The sequence below is a fragment of the Bifidobacterium sp. ESL0763 genome, assembly GCF_029433395.1.
Taxonomy (GTDB): domain Bacteria; phylum Actinomycetota; class Actinomycetes; order Actinomycetales; family Bifidobacteriaceae; genus Bifidobacterium.
In genome coordinates this window covers 582,881-598,924 of sequence record NZ_JAQTHW010000002.1, presented here as the reverse complement: position 1 = coordinate 598,924, position 16,044 = coordinate 582,881, and the positions used below count along the sequence as shown (strand labels likewise).

Annotated in this window: 11 protein-coding genes and 1 riboswitch; of the genes, 3 read left to right on the top strand and 8 right to left on the bottom strand. The window is 66.6% G+C overall.

Annotated features, from left to right (window positions below):
- Window positions 1–4: 4 nt before the first annotated feature.
- Window positions 5–1,075 (bottom strand): glycosyltransferase, encoded by a 1,071-nt coding sequence (locus PT282_RS03320; protein WP_374114135.1) that lies wholly within the window; start codon window positions 1,073–1,075, stop codon window positions 5–7.
- A 155-nt stretch (window positions 1,076–1,230) separates the two neighbouring features.
- Window positions 1,231–1,381: riboswitch (FMN riboswitch) on the top strand.
- Between the two features lie 5 nt (window positions 1,382–1,386).
- Between PT282_RS03320 and PT282_RS03315 the strand changes: the two genes are divergently transcribed.
- The 3 genes from PT282_RS03315 (at window position 1,387) to PT282_RS03305 (ending at window position 6,076) form a co-directional block, all read left to right on the top strand.
- Window positions 1,387–2,001: an ECF transporter S component gene (locus PT282_RS03315; RefSeq protein WP_277168152.1), complete on the top strand. Its 615-nt coding sequence runs from the start codon at window positions 1,387–1,389 to the stop codon at window positions 1,999–2,001.
- A 33-nt stretch (window positions 2,002–2,034) separates the two neighbouring features.
- Window positions 2,035–4,629 (top strand): energy-coupling factor transporter ATPase, encoded by a 2,595-nt coding sequence (locus PT282_RS03310; protein WP_277168151.1) that lies wholly within the window; start codon window positions 2,035–2,037, stop codon window positions 4,627–4,629.
- Window positions 4,630–4,726: 97 nt separating this feature from the next.
- The gene (locus tag PT282_RS03305; protein ID WP_277168150.1) at window positions 4,727–6,076 is read left to right on the top strand and encodes an amidohydrolase family protein; all 1,350 of its coding nucleotides are present in this window, start codon (window positions 4,727–4,729) and stop codon (window positions 6,074–6,076) included.
- A 238-nt stretch (window positions 6,077–6,314) separates the two neighbouring features.
- Here PT282_RS03305 and PT282_RS03300 read toward each other — a convergent pair whose 3' ends face one another.
- The 7 genes from PT282_RS03300 to mtrB form a co-directional block, all read right to left on the bottom strand.
- Window positions 6,315–7,307 carry a D-2-hydroxyacid dehydrogenase gene (locus tag PT282_RS03300; RefSeq protein WP_277168149.1) on the bottom strand — a complete coding sequence of 331 codons (993 nt, stop codon included), beginning with the start codon at window positions 7,305–7,307 and terminating at the stop codon, window positions 6,315–6,317.
- Between the two features lie 313 nt (window positions 7,308–7,620).
- Window positions 7,621–8,655 (bottom strand): sugar ABC transporter permease, encoded by a 1,035-nt coding sequence (locus tag PT282_RS03295; protein WP_277168148.1) that lies wholly within the window; start codon window positions 8,653–8,655, stop codon window positions 7,621–7,623.
- Entirely contained in the window at window positions 8,652–9,728 is a 1,077-nt protein-coding gene (locus PT282_RS03290) for an ABC transporter permease (RefSeq protein ID WP_308201372.1), read from the bottom strand. Before PT282_RS03290 ends, PT282_RS03295 begins: the two co-directional genes overlap by 4 nt.
- Window positions 9,728–11,272: a sugar ABC transporter ATP-binding protein gene (locus PT282_RS03285; RefSeq protein ID WP_277168146.1), complete on the bottom strand. Its 1,545-nt coding sequence runs from the start codon at window positions 11,270–11,272 to the stop codon at window positions 9,728–9,730. Before PT282_RS03285 ends, PT282_RS03290 begins: the two co-directional genes overlap by 1 nt.
- A 124-nt stretch (window positions 11,273–11,396) precedes the next feature.
- Complete coding sequence (locus tag PT282_RS03280) at window positions 11,397–12,386, bottom strand: substrate-binding domain-containing protein (protein WP_277168145.1); 990 nt, start codon at window positions 12,384–12,386, stop codon at window positions 11,397–11,399.
- Between the two features lie 208 nt (window positions 12,387–12,594).
- The gene (locus PT282_RS03275; protein ID WP_277168144.1) at window positions 12,595–14,340 is read right to left on the bottom strand and encodes an LpqB family beta-propeller domain-containing protein; all 1,746 of its coding nucleotides are present in this window, start codon (window positions 14,338–14,340) and stop codon (window positions 12,595–12,597) included.
- Entirely contained in the window at window positions 14,337–16,004 is a 1,668-nt protein-coding gene (gene mtrB, locus PT282_RS03270) for an MtrAB system histidine kinase MtrB (RefSeq protein ID WP_277168143.1), read from the bottom strand. The genes PT282_RS03275 and mtrB overlap by 4 nt, the downstream gene beginning before the upstream one ends.
- Window positions 16,005–16,044 lie beyond the last annotated feature (40 nt).

Sequence of the window (16,044 nt, the reverse complement as noted above, 5' to 3'; positions counted from 1 at the left end):
GCCGTCACTTCAGCGGCGGCATCGGCTCCCAGTTCGGGTCGTGCAGCAGCTTGCGCGAGTCCAGCCATCCCTTGGCGATCCGGACCAGGCCGCTCTTGAGGTGCTCGCGGTCGACGGCCACCAGGCGGATGGTCTCCTTGACGGCGGTCAGCAGGGTACCCAGAGCGAAGAGGACCGGACGGTAGTCGCCGTGGGCCATGAAGTAGCGGGCCATGTAGCCGCGGTTGCGCATGATGTGGTAGCGGTTCATGTCGGAGGTCGAGTTGAGCTGGCGCACGCCGGCGATGTCCCAGTTGCCGATGTTGCGCGTGCGGCGGATGATCTTGTCGGCCACCACGATCGGGTCGGTGACCAGGCTGGCCAGGTAGCCGTAGATCGTGTCGTCCCAGTAGATGAAGAAACGGGGGTCGGGCAGGCCGATCTTCTCGACGATGTTGCGGCGGAAGAGGCCGCCCTCGAAGCACATCGTGTCCATCGTGCGGTAGCCGGAGGGGCCGAACGCGGCGGGGGCGATCGGGTTGGGGATGCCCAGCGGGACGATGAAATCATACTGCCAGTAGAAGTCGCCGCCGTCGTAGTCGAGCCTGGAGCCCTGGATCACGTCGTGGCGCGGCGTCCATTTGGCCAGCTGCGCGATGGCGTTGGGCAGCACCGCCACGTCGTCGTCCATCACCCAGAACCATTCGGCGCCGATCTCGTAGGCCTTCTTCACGCCGTTGGAGAAGCCGCCGGAGCCGCCGATGTTGCCGGCCTGGGGCTCGTAGAGCACACGGCCCGTGTTGCCGCTTTCGTCGGCTTCCGTATCGCCCCACCGCTCCTTGAGCTGGGCCGAGAACTCCTCGACCATGCCGTGGGTCTTGTCGCTGTGCTCGTTGTCGACCACGACCACGCGCCACGGCGCCACGGTGAGCTTCTCAATCGAGTCGAACAGCGTCGCCAGCAGCTCCTGGCGCTTGTAGGTGACCACGACGATGGCCAGTTTCTCGATCGGCGAATCGCCGCGCGCGCTCACTTCGGCGCAAGCGGCCTTGCCTGCCTTGTCCTTGGATTTCACATCTTCAGTCATGCCTCCCATTCTTGCACCCCCACGCGATGGATGGACGACAACGGGTCGGCAAAAGCCGCAAAACGGCGGAATCAAGCCGAAATCAAGCCATGACCCCATGCCGTCACGATATGCCGTACGACAATCCATCGACCGATGACCACCCGTACGGGTATAGATGGAACCGTCAGTTTCAGGGAAGGTGAAATTCCTTATTGGCGGTAACGGCACTGTCGGTCGACAACGACAGCGAGCCGAAGCCCGCGAGCCGCGAAAGCGGTCGATCCGGTGTGAATCCGAGGCCAACGGTGACAGTCCGGATGAAAGAAACGAGGCTCATCATGAGCGATATCTCCCATACCCAAATTCCAACGGATCCCAGCAGACGCGACAAGACGCAATCCTCGCATTCCACCGGCGTGGCCGACAAGGGCCGTTGGTCTACCCAGCGCATCGCCGTCTACGCCCTGTTCGTGGCGCTGGCGATGGCGGCCTCCTTCATCGAGTTTCCCATCATGCCCGGCACCCCGTGGCTCAAATACGACCTCTCCGGCATCATCTGCCTGGTCGCCGGCTTCGCCTTCGGGCCGATGGCCGCCTTCATCGTCAGCGTGCTGAGCTGGATCCCCCACCTATTCATGAACCCGTGGGGCGCGATCATGTCCATCGCGGTCTCGGTGTTCCTGAGCGTTCCGGCGGCCCTGGTCTACAAGCGCATCCGCACCCGCATGGGCGCGCTGGCCGGCATCCTGGTCGGCGTGGTCTTCGGCCTCGTCGCGGCCATCGGCGGCAACCTGCTGATCACCCCGATCTACGCGCATATGACCACCGCGCAGGTGATGGCGATGGTGGTGCCGATCCTGCTGCCGTTCAACCTCATCAAGTTCGCGATCCACGGCGTGGTCACCTTCATCATCTACAAGCCGATCTCGAACCTGCTCAACCGGTCGCTCTAGACCGGACTCCGAACCAAGAGACCACAGGCAAGGATGTCCCCCACACACATGACCTCCGAGCGCGAACAGGCGACCGACGCCCGTCCCGCAGACCTCGAACAGGGCCGCGGGCAGGCTTCGGCCGCCTTCGGCGACCCCGGAAACGGCGGATACGGCCATCGCGACGAACACGGCGACGGCCCGGTCGGCAACGGCCTGGCCGTGAGCCTCAACGATATCCGTTTCAGCTATGACCACGGTGAGACCTGGGTGCTCGAGGGCATCGACCTCGATATCCGCGAGGGCGAACGGATCTGCCTGGTGGGTCCCAACGGCAGCGGCAAGTCGACGCTGGCCCGCCTCATCGCCGGGCTCACCGCCCCGGACGGCGGCAGCGTCACCCTGCTGGGCGAGCCGGTCTTCGAGGACGGCACCCCGCACAGCGATCGGTTCCGCAGGGCCCGCAAGGGCATCGGCGCGGTCTTCCAGAATCCCACCGACCAGATCATCACCACTGTGGTCGGCGACGACGTGGCGTTCGGCCCCGAGAACCTCGCTTTGACTCCGGATCGCATCACCAGGCGCGTCGACGCCTCGCTCAACGCCGTCGACATGGGCGGCTACCTGGAGGCCGACCCCTCGCGCATGAGCGGCGGGCAGCAGCAGCGCATCGCCATCGCCGGCATACTCGCGATGAGTCCGCGCATGATCGTGCTCGACGAGCCCACCGCGATGCTCGACACCCAGTCGCAGCGCCACGTGCTCAGCGTGCTCGACGCCCTGCAACGCCAGGGCGTCACCATCGTGCACGTCACCCACCGGCCGGAGGAGCTCACGCGGGCCGACCGCATCCTGAGCGTCGAGGGCGGCAGGCTCGTCGAGCTGAGCGCCACGCAGGCCGCACTGCGGCTGGCGGTCACGAACGCCAACGACACCGGCACGCTCAGGCCCGACGGCGTCATCATCAACGCCGGAAACGGCGACACGGCGCCATCGGCATCATCGCCTTCCTTGTCCCGCAAGCCATCGGAGCGTCCCGACGACGACCCGGCGGTGCTTTTCGACCACGTCTCCTTCCGCTACCCCAAGGCGGACGCCGACACGCTGCACGACTTCTCCATGCGCATCGAGCGCGGCGAGGTCGTGGCCATCATGGGCCGCAACGGCACCGGCAAATCGACGCTGACCCGGCTCATGACCGCGCTGAGCAAGCCGGGCGCCGGCAGGCTCGAGGTGGCCGGCATCGATCTGGGCGGCGGCAAGAAGCACGCCAAGCAGCGCAAGAAGGCCCTGCGAAGCGCCGTGGGACTGGTGATGCAGCAGCCCGAACGCCAGCTTTTCGCCGAGACGGTGCGCCAGGACGTCGCCTACGGGCCGAGCAACCAAGGGCTGACACAGCAGCAGGTCGACGAGCGCGTCGAGCGCGCGCTGGAACTCATGGGCATCGCCGATCTGGCGGACCGCTCCCCCTTCTCCCTTTCGGGCGGCCAGCAGCGGCTGGCGGCCATCGCCGGCACGATCGCCTGCGACCCGAGCATCCTCATCCTCGACGAGCCGACCGCCGGGCTCGACGCCGCGGCCAGCGAGCGCATCTACGCGCTGGTGCGCACGCTCAACGCCCAGGGCGTCACCATCGTCATGGTCACGCATTCGCTGCGCCAGGCCCGTCAGCTGGCCGACCGCGTCATCACGCTCGACGGCGACGCGGCGGCCGCGCACGGTCACGGCGACGCATCCCCGCAGCCGGCCACCGCCATCCCCTCTTCATCCCCGTCCTCGCCACACGGCGGCAAACGAACGAAGTGTAAGGACGCCGAGGAACGCCAGGCTCGACCTTCAGGCCCGGGCGCCAAGACATCCCATCACCGCCAGCCGCTGGTGCAGCGGCTCGACCCGCGTGTGAAGCTCGTGGTGTTCCTGGTGCTCATGTTCACCTCGTTCATGGTCGGCTCCGTCCCCCAGCTGCTGCTCACGCTGGCGATGGTGGTCGCCATGGCGGCCGCGGCGCGCCTGAGCCCGCGCAACCTCTGGCATTCGCTGCGTGGCTTCGTCGCCCTGCTGCTGGTGATGGGCGTGGTCAACATGCTCTTCGTGCGCTCCGGCAGGCCGCTGCTGACCATCGCAGGCCTGCCGGTCACCACCGACGGCGTGATGGCGGCCATCCTCTACACCGGCCGTTTCGGACTGGTCATCGTCCTGGGCATCATCCTGTTGCAGACCACCACGCCGACGGCGCTGACCGACGGCTTCGGCTCCCTACTCTCGCCGCTGCGCCGGCTCGGCCTGCACACCCAGGAGCTGGCCCTGGTGATGAGCCTGGCGCTGCGCTTCCTGCCCACGCTGGCCGGCGAGGCGCGCGACGTGGTCGACGCCCAGTCCGCCAGGGGCGGCAGCATCGAGACCGGCACGCCCGCCCGGCGCATCCACGCGCTGGCCGCCATCGTGGTGCCCATCTTCGCCGGCGCGCTGCGCCATTCCGACAACCTCTCGCTGGCCCTCGACGCCCGCTGCTACGAGGAGGGCATCCACCGCACCCACTGGCACGCCATGCATGTGGCCCGCCGCGACCTCGTCTTCATCGCGCTGTGCGCCATCTACCTGGCCGTCCTGCTGACGATGAAGGCCATCCCGGCCCTTCCCCGCCTCTGAGCGCAACCTCCGCCATACCCGCCCGGGCCATTCGCCATGCTGGTAGAGTGGAGGCACATCGGGTTCCCGTATCATTCCACCATCAAGGGAGTTGGACATGCATTCACCACGTAGCACCATCATCGAGCCGTTCGCCCTGGAGCACGCCACCGTCGCCACCGGTGACGAGGACGGCCGCACGCTTGCCGACACCACCGTCGTGGTCGACGGACTGGGCAGGATCAGCAAGATCGGCCCCTCCTCCTCCACCATCGTGCCTCCGGGCTACCACCGCCTCGACGCCACCGGCAAGGTGGTCTCCCCCGGCATGGTCAACGGCCACGTCCACACCTTCTCCAAGGGCCGCCCGCTCGACCCGAAGGGCAGCACGCCGGAAGGCCAGCGCAAGCTCGCCAAGCTGCTGCACAACCCGGCCGGCAGGGCGTTCATGTACGCCACGAGCAAATCCAACATCATGACCCTGCTCAATTCGGGCGTCACCACGGTGCGTTCCGTGGGCGACGTGGGCTATGAGCTGGTCACGCTGAGCCGCCAGATCGAGAGCGGACGCGTCGTCGGCCCGCGTATCCTTCCCTCCGGGCCGCTGCTGGCGATCCCCGACGGGCACGGCGCCCCGCTGATCGCCCTGGAGAGCAGCACCCCCGAGGAAGCGAGGGCCACCGCCGAGACGAACATCGACCATGGCGCCCGGGCACTGAAGATCGCGGCCACCGGCGGGGTCACCGACTCCCAGGTGCCCGGCGAGGCCGGCGCCCCGCAGATGACGACCGAGCAGATGCGCGCGATCTGCGAGACCGCGCACGCCAACGACATCATCGTCGCCGCCCACGCCCAGAGCCACGAGGGCGTGCTGCGCGCGCTGAAGGCCGGCGTCGACACCATCGAGCACGGCTGCGCCCTGGATGACGAGCTGACCGAGCTCTTCCTCAACAACCCGAACTCGCTGCGCGGCTACAGCGCACTGGAACCCACGCTTTCGGCCGGGCTGCCCATGAAGCTGCTCTCCCAGCAGGCGCTCAACATGACCGACGTGCAGATGCAGAACTCCGGGCCGGTGGTCGAGGGCATGATCACCGGCGCCAGGCAGGCGCACGAGGCGGGCATCCTGGTGGGCGTGGGCACCGACAGCGCCATGCCCTTCGTGCCGCAGTACGGCACCTGGCGCGAGATGCAGCTGCTCAACCGCTTCGCCGGCTTCTCGCCCGCGCAGGCCTTCCACGCCGGCACCCAGGTGACCGCCAAGGTCATCGGCGTCGACAGCATCACCGGTTCGATCGAGGTCGGCAAGTCCGCCGACCTGCTCGTGCTCGACGAGAACCCCGTCGACGACCTGCGCACCCTGGAGCGTCCGCTGCTCGTGGTCGCCGCCGGTCACCCGGTGTGGAGGCCGTCAGTCGACCGCTTCGAGGACATGGAGGCCCAGCTCGACGAGGCCTACGGCCGCTGAGCCCCGGCTCCCCACTTCCTGGCACGGCGATGGGGCGAACCAATCGGTTCATCGTCGTGTGGAAATCCAAAACCCCAACGCATCGGCATACCGAGCGTTGGGGTTTCCCATATTGTCCGGGCAGACGCCAGTGGGCTAGGAGATACGGAAATCCGTCCGGCGCGAAAGGGAACCGGACGGATTCGCATCAATGGGCGTCCCCGAGCCTGGGGGCTTGGGAATCCAGTGCCACAGGAGCTCAGCGGTGGGCCTGGTCGCGCAGGGGCTCGCCGTGGACGTAGCGGCTCACGTTGGCCACGGCGATGTCGATGATGCGCGCGTCGTTGCTGGCCAGGTGGCTGCCGCCGGCGACGTGCGGGGTGATCAGGCAGCGAGGCTGGCACCAGAGCGGATGGTCCTCCGGCAGCGGCTCCGTCTCGAAGACGTCGAGGCCGGCGCCGCGGATCGCGCCGTGCGCCAAGACGTCGGCCAGGGCGTCATCGTCGACCGCGTCGCCGCGTCCGCCGTTGATGACGATGGCGCTGGCCTTGAGCAGGGCGAGCCGGCGCGCGTCGAGCAGGTGGTGGGTGTCGGCGGCCCTCGGCAGCGAGAGCGCCACCACGTCGGCCTGCGGCAGCAGCGCGTCCAGCTCGTCGAAGCCATGCATCTCGTCGATGCCGTCCACGGGCTTGCTGGCGCTGCGGCGCACACCGACCGTGCGCATGCCGGCGCCCTTGGCGAGGGCGGCGAAATGCGAGCCGATGTCGCCGGTGCCGACGACCAGCGCGGTCGCGCCGGCGGGCGTGAGCACGGTGCCCTCGTCCTTCCAGCGGTGCGCCGCCTGGTCACGCGCGTAGAGCGTGAAGTTCTTCATCAGCGCCCACATCATCGCGATCATGTGCTCGCCGACCGACTGGCCGTAGGCACCGGTGGCGCTGGTGATGCGCACGCCTTCGGGCAGTACGCCCGGGGCGATGTAGGCGTCGACGCCGGCGCTCCAGGTCTGCAGCCATTCCAGTTTGGCGAACTGCGGCGCCAGCACGGGGTCGAAGTTGCCGAGCACGGCGGTCGCCCGGGCGCGCAGGTCCTCGGGGATCTGGGCCTTGACCTTCATGTCGCCGTAGTGCTCGAGGCTGCCGCAGAAGCGGATGTCGACGCCGTCCGCAGCCTCGACGAACCGCCGCCGGTCCGCCTCGTCCACCGGAATGCAGTTGACGATCAGTCTTTCGTCATTGCCGTGTTGTGCGCTCATCGCTGCCGACCTTTCCTTTGGTGCCGTCCCGCGCCGCCGCGTCGCGACGAGGGAACGGCTGATGAATCGTTCTGCATCCATTCTAGGCCGTGCCGTTGGCGGACGCCGGATCCGCGTCCGGGAATGCCAAGGAATGACGCGTATCGCCCGGAGGCCGCCGCCTGTGACTAGCCGGAAACGCAGAAGGGGCACACCCGGAAACCGGGCATGTCCCTTCGCTTGCTCTCCAGGGCCGGTGCCCCGCGCCCTCAGGCGCCGAGCACACATGGCCTTGGATTGGCGACCGGTCGCCGACCACAGGTGGTCAGGCCGGTCATTCCTTCTTGTTGAATGCGGTGACCGCGCGCTGCAGCACCACGAACACCAGGATCATCAGGCCGACCACGATGGTCGTCCACTCCGCCGGCACGCCGAAGTCGGAGGTCAGCGGGTCGATCGTGGAACGCACCAGGGCGCCGATGACGGAGCCGAGCACGTAGCCGAAGCCGCCGGTGACGATGGTGCCGCCGATGACCACGGAGGCAACCGCGTCGAGCTCCCAGCCCACACCGGTCGTGTTCTTCGCCGAGCCGATGTTCGCCGTGTAGACGATGGAGGCGATGGCCGCCAGGGTCCCGGAGGTGAGGTAGATGATGTAGTTGGTGCGCTTGACCGGCAGGCCCATGAGCTCCGCCGAGGGGCGGGAACCGCCGATGGCGTAGATCGTGCGGCCCGTGCGGGTCTTGTGCAGCAGGATGTAGCCGAAGACGACCACGACGATGGCGATGACCACGCCCATGTTGAAGGTCAGGTCATTGGCGATCTTGGGGTTGTCGATGATCTTGATCGGATCGGCCACCCAGTCGAAGTTGTTGTCCTGCGGCAGGGGCAGCGAGTCGGTCGAGATGATCGAGGAGATGCCACGGGCCAGGAACATCGTCGACAGCGTGGCGATGAAGGGCTGCATGTTGAATTCCTCGATCAGCGTGCCGGCCAGCAGGCCGAAGAACATGCCGATGACGATCATGGCGATCATGGCGATCCACGAGGGGGTGCCCGCGATGGTCATCTTCACGCCCACCACCGAGGTGATGGAGACGATGGCGCCGACGCTCAGGTCGATGCCGCCGGTGAGCACCGGCAGGGTCATCGCGACCGCGAGGATGATCAGGTAGGCATGGTCGATGAACAGCGAGGAGATGAATCCAAGCCTGATGTAGGTGCCGAAGAGCACCTGGCCCATGATCAGCATGAGGATGAAGATGACGACGGCCGCGATGGTCGGGATCATCTGCGGATCGAGATGGCGCGACTTGCCCGCGCCGGACTTGCGAACCGTTGTCTTTGCTTTTGCCGTTGCGCCACTCATGCCGCCACCGCCTTTGACTGTGCCTTCAACGCCCTCTTGCGTTTCATCTCCGCGCTGAGGTTATGGACCTTCGGAGCCTGCATCACGCAGACGATGATGACCACGACCGCGAAGAACGCGGGGGTCGCGGCGGCATCGACGCCGAGCGTGATGATGGTCTTGCGGATCATCGCGATGATGATCGCGCCGAACGCCGAACCCAGCAGCGAGAACTTGCCGCCCAGCAGCGAGGTGCCGCCGATGACGACCGCGAGGATCGCGTACATCTCCAGGTCCTGGCCGGTCTTGACCACGTCGACGCGCATCACGGATGCGGTGGCGAACAAGCCGGCGACCGCGGCCAGCAGGCCGGAGATCGCGTAGACCATGAACAGGATCCTGCGGGGCTTGATGCCGGTCATGCGGCTGGCCTCGGGGTTGATGCCCACGGACTCGATCATCATGCCCATCGCGGTCTTGCGGGCGAGCAGTCCGACAATCGCGACGATGATGATGGCGATGATGAAGTTGGCGGGGATGCCGACGATGAAGCCGTTGGCCATCCAGCGCAGGGGCGCGATGCCGGCGATGGAACTGGCGTCCGCGTTCTGCCCGGAGGTGATGACCTTCGCCAGGCCTCGCCCGGCGAGCATCATGATCAGCGTGGTGATGAAGGGCTGCAGGCCGAGGATGGAGACCAGCGCGCCGTTGACGCAGCCGATGAGCAGGCCGACGAGCAGGGCGCACAGGATGGCGACCCACACGTTGCTGCCGCCGATGAGCATCTGCATGGCCACGGCGCCCGCCACGGCCATCGTCGAGCCGACGGAGAGGTCGATGCCGGCGGTGGAGATGACCAGCGTCATGCCGGTGGCGATCATGAGGTAACGCGCGGATTCCTGGATCATGGTGATCAGGGGGCCCGCGAGGCCGCCGGTGTTGGTGTTCCATTTCAGCGAAAGGAACCCATGGTCGAAAATCGTGCAGATGATGATCAGGACGATGAAGGCGACCACGGACCATGTCAGGTTCGAGGACAGCAGCTTCTTGAACGACGAGGTCTTCTCCTCCGCGTTCTTCTTCTCTTCGGCCATCATTCCTCCTTTCCGCTATTGACGTTTGTGTTGGCGATCGTCTGGACGATGGTCTCCTGCGAGACGGTGTCGTCGTTCTCGATCTCCTTGATCTTGTGGCGGTCCTTGAGGACCTCGATGTCGTCGGAAAGACGGACGACCTCGTCGAGCTCCGAGGAGATGAAGATGACGCCGATGCCCTGGCCGGCCAGGTCGATGACGACCTGCTGGATCTCGGCCTTGGCGCCGATGTCGATACCGCGGGTGGGCTCGTCGAGGATCAGCAGCTCGGGGTTGGTGGCCAGCCAGCGGGCGATCAGCACCTTCTGCTGGTTGCCGCCGGAGAGGTTCTTGATGAGCCTGTTCGGGTCGGCGGGGCGCACGTTGAGCTCCTTGATGTACTTGTCGACGACCTCGTCCGCCTCCTTCTTCGGGATCGGCCTGAACATGCCACGGGTGGCCTGCAGGGCGATGAGGATGTTCTCACGCACCGTGAGGTCGCCGATGATGCCCTCGTCGCGTCGGTTCTCGGTGGAGTACGCGATCTTGTTGCGCAGGGCCGTGGACGGGTCGGCGACGGTGAGCTTGTGGCCGTTGAAGGTGAAGCTGCCGGAGTCGGCCTTGTCGGCGCCGAAGAACAGGCGCGCCAGCTCGGTGCGTCCGGAGCCCAGCAGGCCGGCGAAGCCGACGATCTGGCCCTTGTAGATGTCCATGTCGACGGGGTTGATGCTCCCCTTCTTGCCGAAGTCGTGGACCGAGGCGATCGGCTTCTCGCCGGGCTCGGGCTCGCGGCGGGTCTTCTTGGTGCCGATCTGGCTCAGCTCCTCGGCGCTCTTGCCGATCATCATGCCGATGAGCTCGTCGCGCGGCGTGTCCTTGGTGACGACTTCCTTGATGAATTTGCCGTTTCTCAGCACGGTCATCTTGTCGCTGATCTGGTAGACCTGGTCGAGGAAGTGGGAGACGAAGAGGATGGCCACGCCGGAATCGCGCACCTTGCGGATGATGGCGAAGAGCTCCTCCACCTCGTTGGCGTCCAGCGAGGAGGTCGGCTCGTCGAGGATCAGCACCTTGGCGTCGATGACCATCGACCTGGCGATGGCGACGAGCTGCTGCATGGCGATGGAGATCGAGCTCAGCGGCGCGTGCGTGTCGAGGCTGCCAAGCCCCATCTCGGCGAGGAAGCCGGCGGCCTTGGCGTGCGTCTTCTTCCAGTTGATCATGCCGATCTTGTCGCGCACCTCGTGGCCGAGCATCACGTTCTCGCCGATGCTCAGGTTGGTGCAGAGGTTCACTTCCTGGTATACGGTCGCGATCCCGGCGTTCTGGGCGTCGAGCGTGCCCTTGAACAGTTGTGGCTTGCCTTCCACGGTGATGGAGCCGGCGTTGATCTTGTAGACGCCCGTGAGCGCCTTGATCATGGTCGATTTGCCGGCGCCGTTCTCGCCCATCAAGGCGTGCACCTCACCTGGATAAAGACTAAGGTCAACATTGTCCAGAGCCTTGACACCCGGGAATTCGATCGTGATGCCCTTCATCACGACGATGGGTTTTTTGTCTGTCATGTTTTTGCCTTACAGAAAATGTAAATGGTTATCAGAGCATGAGAAGAGCATGGACGCCATGGTGATGGGTATCCACCTGCACACCGTCCATGCTCCTCGTAGCGTCAATCAGAGACCGAATCGATCAGTACACACGGGTCCCGGCGTCAAGAGCCTGCTTGGCGGCCGTGGGATCGAAGACCTTCGAATCGATGACGATGTTCTTCTGGACGTTCTTGCCGTCCAGCTTGTCCTTGACGGCCTTGGCGGTCTCCTTGCCGAAGATCGGGTTGTACTCGATGTCCTCGGAGAGGTCACCGTCGACGACGGCCTGCAGACCGGGCTTGGTGCCGTCGATGGTGACGATCTTCACCTTGCCCTTGAGGCCGGCGGCGTCAACTGCCTGCGCGGCGCCCAGGCCCATCTCGTCGTTCTCGGCGAAGATGAACTGCGGGTCCTTGGCCTTGTACTTGTCGAGCAGGCCGGCGGTCACGGTCTTGCCCTCATCGGTGGACCAGTTGGCGGACTGCTTCTCGAGGACGTTGATGTTCTTGTTGGCCTTGGCGCTCCAGCCGGTCTCGCGGTCCTTGACCACGGAGAGGCCTGCGGGGCCCTGCAGGATGAAGCCGTTGGCCCCATCGGGGAAGTTCTTGTTCATGAACTCCGCGGCCTGCTGGCCGGCCCACTCGTTGGAGGGCCCGATGTGGGAGGCGATGGCGCTCTTGGCCTTCGCGTCCTTGACATCGATGTTGCGGTCGACGGTGAAGACCGGGATCTCGGCCTCGGCGGCCTTCTTCAGCGAGTCATCCCAGCCGGAATCCTCGGTGGCGGACAGCACGATGGCGTCGACGCCGTCATTGACGAACTTGCTGAACGCCTGGATCTGCTTCTGCTGGTCGTTGTTCTGGGTAGGAGAATAGATCAGATCGAAGCCGGCGGCCTTGAAGGCCTTCTTGACGTCGTTCTCGTTGGCGGTACGGAAGCCGCCCTCGGGGCCGACGGCCACGAAGCCCACGGTCTTCTTGCCGCTCTTGGAACTGCTGGACCCACCGTTGGACGAACCGCAGGCGGCCATGCCGACCAGTGCGGTCGCGGCCGTCAGCATGGCCAGACCCTTTTTCCACATATTCTTCATATCAACTCCTCTTCGAGTACGTAAGAGCCGTTCATTGCTCCCACCGTTGTTTACTGACACTTCCATTATGAATTGTTCGCGCTAACATCGCATCGAGAAATGATAACAATTCGATAACTTTTTATGAGACACCCCACAAAACAGGGCAAACGATGGCGAATTCCGGCATCTTGTCTACCCGTTTCCGATAATCGGCGGGCGTGGCCGCTCAGCGCTGCGAGACCACCGTGGACTGCATGTCGACGATGGACCACGAGCCGTCGAGCGCCCCGGAATCCGAGTGGACCACGCCGTGCGAGTTGATGGCCGCGAGCCTCGGGGCGTCGTTGATGCGCCCGTTGGTGATGGCGCGCACCTCCTCGCCGGGCAGCCGCTGCACCTGCTCCGGGCCAGGCCCGATCTGCCGGAACGCCTGCGCGGCGACGCCGGAGGAACCGGGGACGACGTAGACCAGCGTGGTGTCGTTGTAGAAGGTGAGCATGGTGACCCCGTAGCGCGCCGAGACGCGCGCGGCCACCCCGCCCAGACGTTGGGGCGCGCCGGCCTGGTTGCGCACGATGCCGGTCATCACCACGCCGGTGAGCGGGCCGGACTGCACGGCCAGGGCCAAGCGCGAGCCGTCCGGCGAGACGGCGATGCCCGCCACGCCGGCCGAGCCGAGCCACGGGATGGCCAGCGTCTGCACGGAGCCGCCGTCCTGGACCATCAGCGTGTGTCCGTCCTCGCCCAGCGCCCAGACCTCGTTCCTGGCCCCGCCGGCGATCTGGCGCAGCCGGGCCCCGGCGAACATCGGGCCGCACGCCGAGCCGTTGGACCGCAGGCACTCGGCGGTGGAATCGGCCGCCAGCAGCGCTCCCCCGTTCGGCCCGAAGACGAAGCCGCGGGCCGTCGCCGAGTCCCGCACCACGCCCACGCGCAGGGGCGCCGAGGAGTCGAGCGAGACGATGTTGCCGGCGCTGAGCGAATAGACGGGCGGCGAGGCGGGGGCGGTGGCGATGGACAGCCCCGCGTCGGCGTGCGAGTAGTCGTGGCGCGAGGAGGCGGTGACCTCCATGTCATAGTCGGCGTCGCCGTCGCCGAGCGTGAGCCTGATCTCGCGCACCAACATGGCCTTGTCGGCGTCCGGCAGCTGCTCGAAGGCGTCACCCAGCCTGATCTGCACCTTGTCGTTGACGATGGGGATGGCGTTGACCGCGAGCCTGGCCGCATGCGTGTTGGCGTTGCGGGCCGCCTCGCCTAGCCATTTCGGAGCGCCGGCGAGCAGCTCCCTGACCGCCAGCACGCGCCAGTCGCGCCAGGCGAGCCACCGCACGTCGGGGATGAGCACGCGCGAGGCCGCGTCGGCGCGGTAGAGGGTGACCTGGCGGAAGACCTGGTCGACATCGGCGTCGAGCACGACCACCACGTCCGGCGCCCTGTCGATGCGCCAACGTCCCTTGGAGCGCCGCAGGGAGAAGGTCAGCGAGCGCACGGTGCCGGATTCGGCGGCGGTGTATTGGCCGCCCGCGTCGAGCTGGCCCTTCAGGCGCACGTCAGCCTGCACGTCGCATGCCGTGGAGGAGGAGTCCTCTCCCCCGTCCTGCGGCAGGACGCTACGCACCAGTTTCGGCGCCGACAGCGCGATGAGGAAGGTGGAGTCGCCGTCCCAGCCGCGGGCCGCCGTGCCGGTCAGGAAGCTTCGGGCGACATGGAAGCCGTCGCTCTGCACACCGGCGGGCATCGCGTCGAGGAAGCCCTTGACAATCTGTTCCGGCTGGTCGCCGTCCTTGGGCCCGCGCGGGTTGGTGAACACGCGTTTCGAGCGCGGCTCGGCGGCCGGAAGGCGCTGCACCGCACCGCTTTCCGGGAATCCCATGGGGTTGGAGCATCCCGAGGGCAGCGCGACGAGCGCGAGCGCCGTGAGGACGGCGAACGCCAGGCGCACCGGCCCGCGCATGCCATGGCTATGCCTCATCGCGACCGCCCCCTTGGCGTCGGCGCCTTGCCGCCGGCCGGGGCCTGCGTGGCGCCGAAGCCGCCGGTGGTCTCGAAGCTGTCGGGCGCGCCGCAAAAGGCGATGGGTGGCTCGTCGTCGTGCAGCGGTGGCTGGTCGGGGTCCAGCGGCAGGACCACCAGGAACCAGGTGCCCTCGCCCGGCTTGGAGCGCACGTGGATATCGCCGTGATGCACCTTGGCGTCGGCCAGCGCGATGGAAAGGCCGAGTCCGGAGCCGCCGGTGGTGCGCGAACGCGAGGAGTCACCCCTCCAGAACCTCTCGAAGATATGGGGCAGCTGGTCGACGCCCATCCCGGTGCCATGGTCGCGCACGCCGATCGCCGCGGCCCGGGCGTTGACGGCCAGGCGTATCTCGATTGGACGGTGCAGCGAGAAATCGATGGAGTCGGTGAGCAGGTTGCGCACGATGCGCACGATGCGCCGGGCGTCGACCTTCGCCAGGCAGCGCGTGGCCGGCAGGTCGAGGCGCAGCGGCGTGTCGTTGGCCTCGGCGATCGCACGCACCTGCTCGACGGCCGACCGGACCGGCTCGCGCAGGTCGGTCTCCACCAGGTCGAGGGTGAGCTTGCCGGCGTCGTAGCGCGAGATGAGCAGCAGGTCGTCGAGCATCTTCTGGAAGCGGCCGATCTGGCCGGAAAGCAGCTCGACGGTGCGGCGGGTGGAGGGATTGAAATCGCCTTTGCGCTCCACCAGCAGGTCCGAGGCCATGCGCATGGTGGTGATCGGCGTGCGCAGCTCGTGGCTCACGTCGGAGACGAAGCGGCGCTGGGCCTGGCCGGCGTGCTCGAGCTCGTCGATCTTCTGGCCCAGCGAGATGGCCATCTCGTCGAAGGAGCGTTGCAGCACCCCGATCTCGTCCTTGCGGTCGATGCGCACGCGCGCGTCGAGGTCGCCCTCGGCCATCGACTCGGCCGCGTCGGCCACTCGCTTGACCGGCATGACGATGCGGCGCAGGAAGAACCAGACCAGGATGCCCACCAGGGCGCTGAGCATCAGGCAGATGCCCAGCAGGCTCAGCTGGATGCGGGTCAGCGAGCGTTCCTCGGCGCCGTAGGAATAGAGCGAGAAGAGCTCCAGGTCGCCCATGGAGCCGAACTGCAACCGGGTGCCCAGGATCGCGCCGGGCCCGTGACGGCCGCCGGAGCCGGGGATGCGCACCGGCTGGTAGTAGACGTTGTTGCCGTCGTCGTCGAGGACCTTGGCGCGGATGTCGTCGCCGACCAGCGAGGTGTAGGCGGGCGAGGTGGAGACCGGGGTGATCTCGTCGCCCGAGACGGTGTGGCTGAAGACGTAGACGCCGAGCAGGTTGGTGGCGCCGTCGTTCTGGATCGAGGAGGCGGTCTCGTTGACCAGCTGCTGGTATTGCGCGGCGTCCGAGACGTCGGCGGAGTTGAGGGTGGAGCGCACGCGGGTGACCTGGTTGGAGAAGTCGTTGCGGCTGTCGCCCCGCACCTGTTCGAACAGCGAGGAACGCACCCAGAGCAGGGAGACCATCGAGAAGATCGCGGCGACCAGCAGCGAGACGACCACGCCGAAGACGACGACGTGGGCCTGCAGGGAGTGCAGCACCTCGAAGCGCAGACGGCTGGCCCAGCCCCCGACGTGCCTTTCCCTCCTGGCCATTATGCGTTACTCGCCGGTTTTCGTGGAACTGTCGGGATTC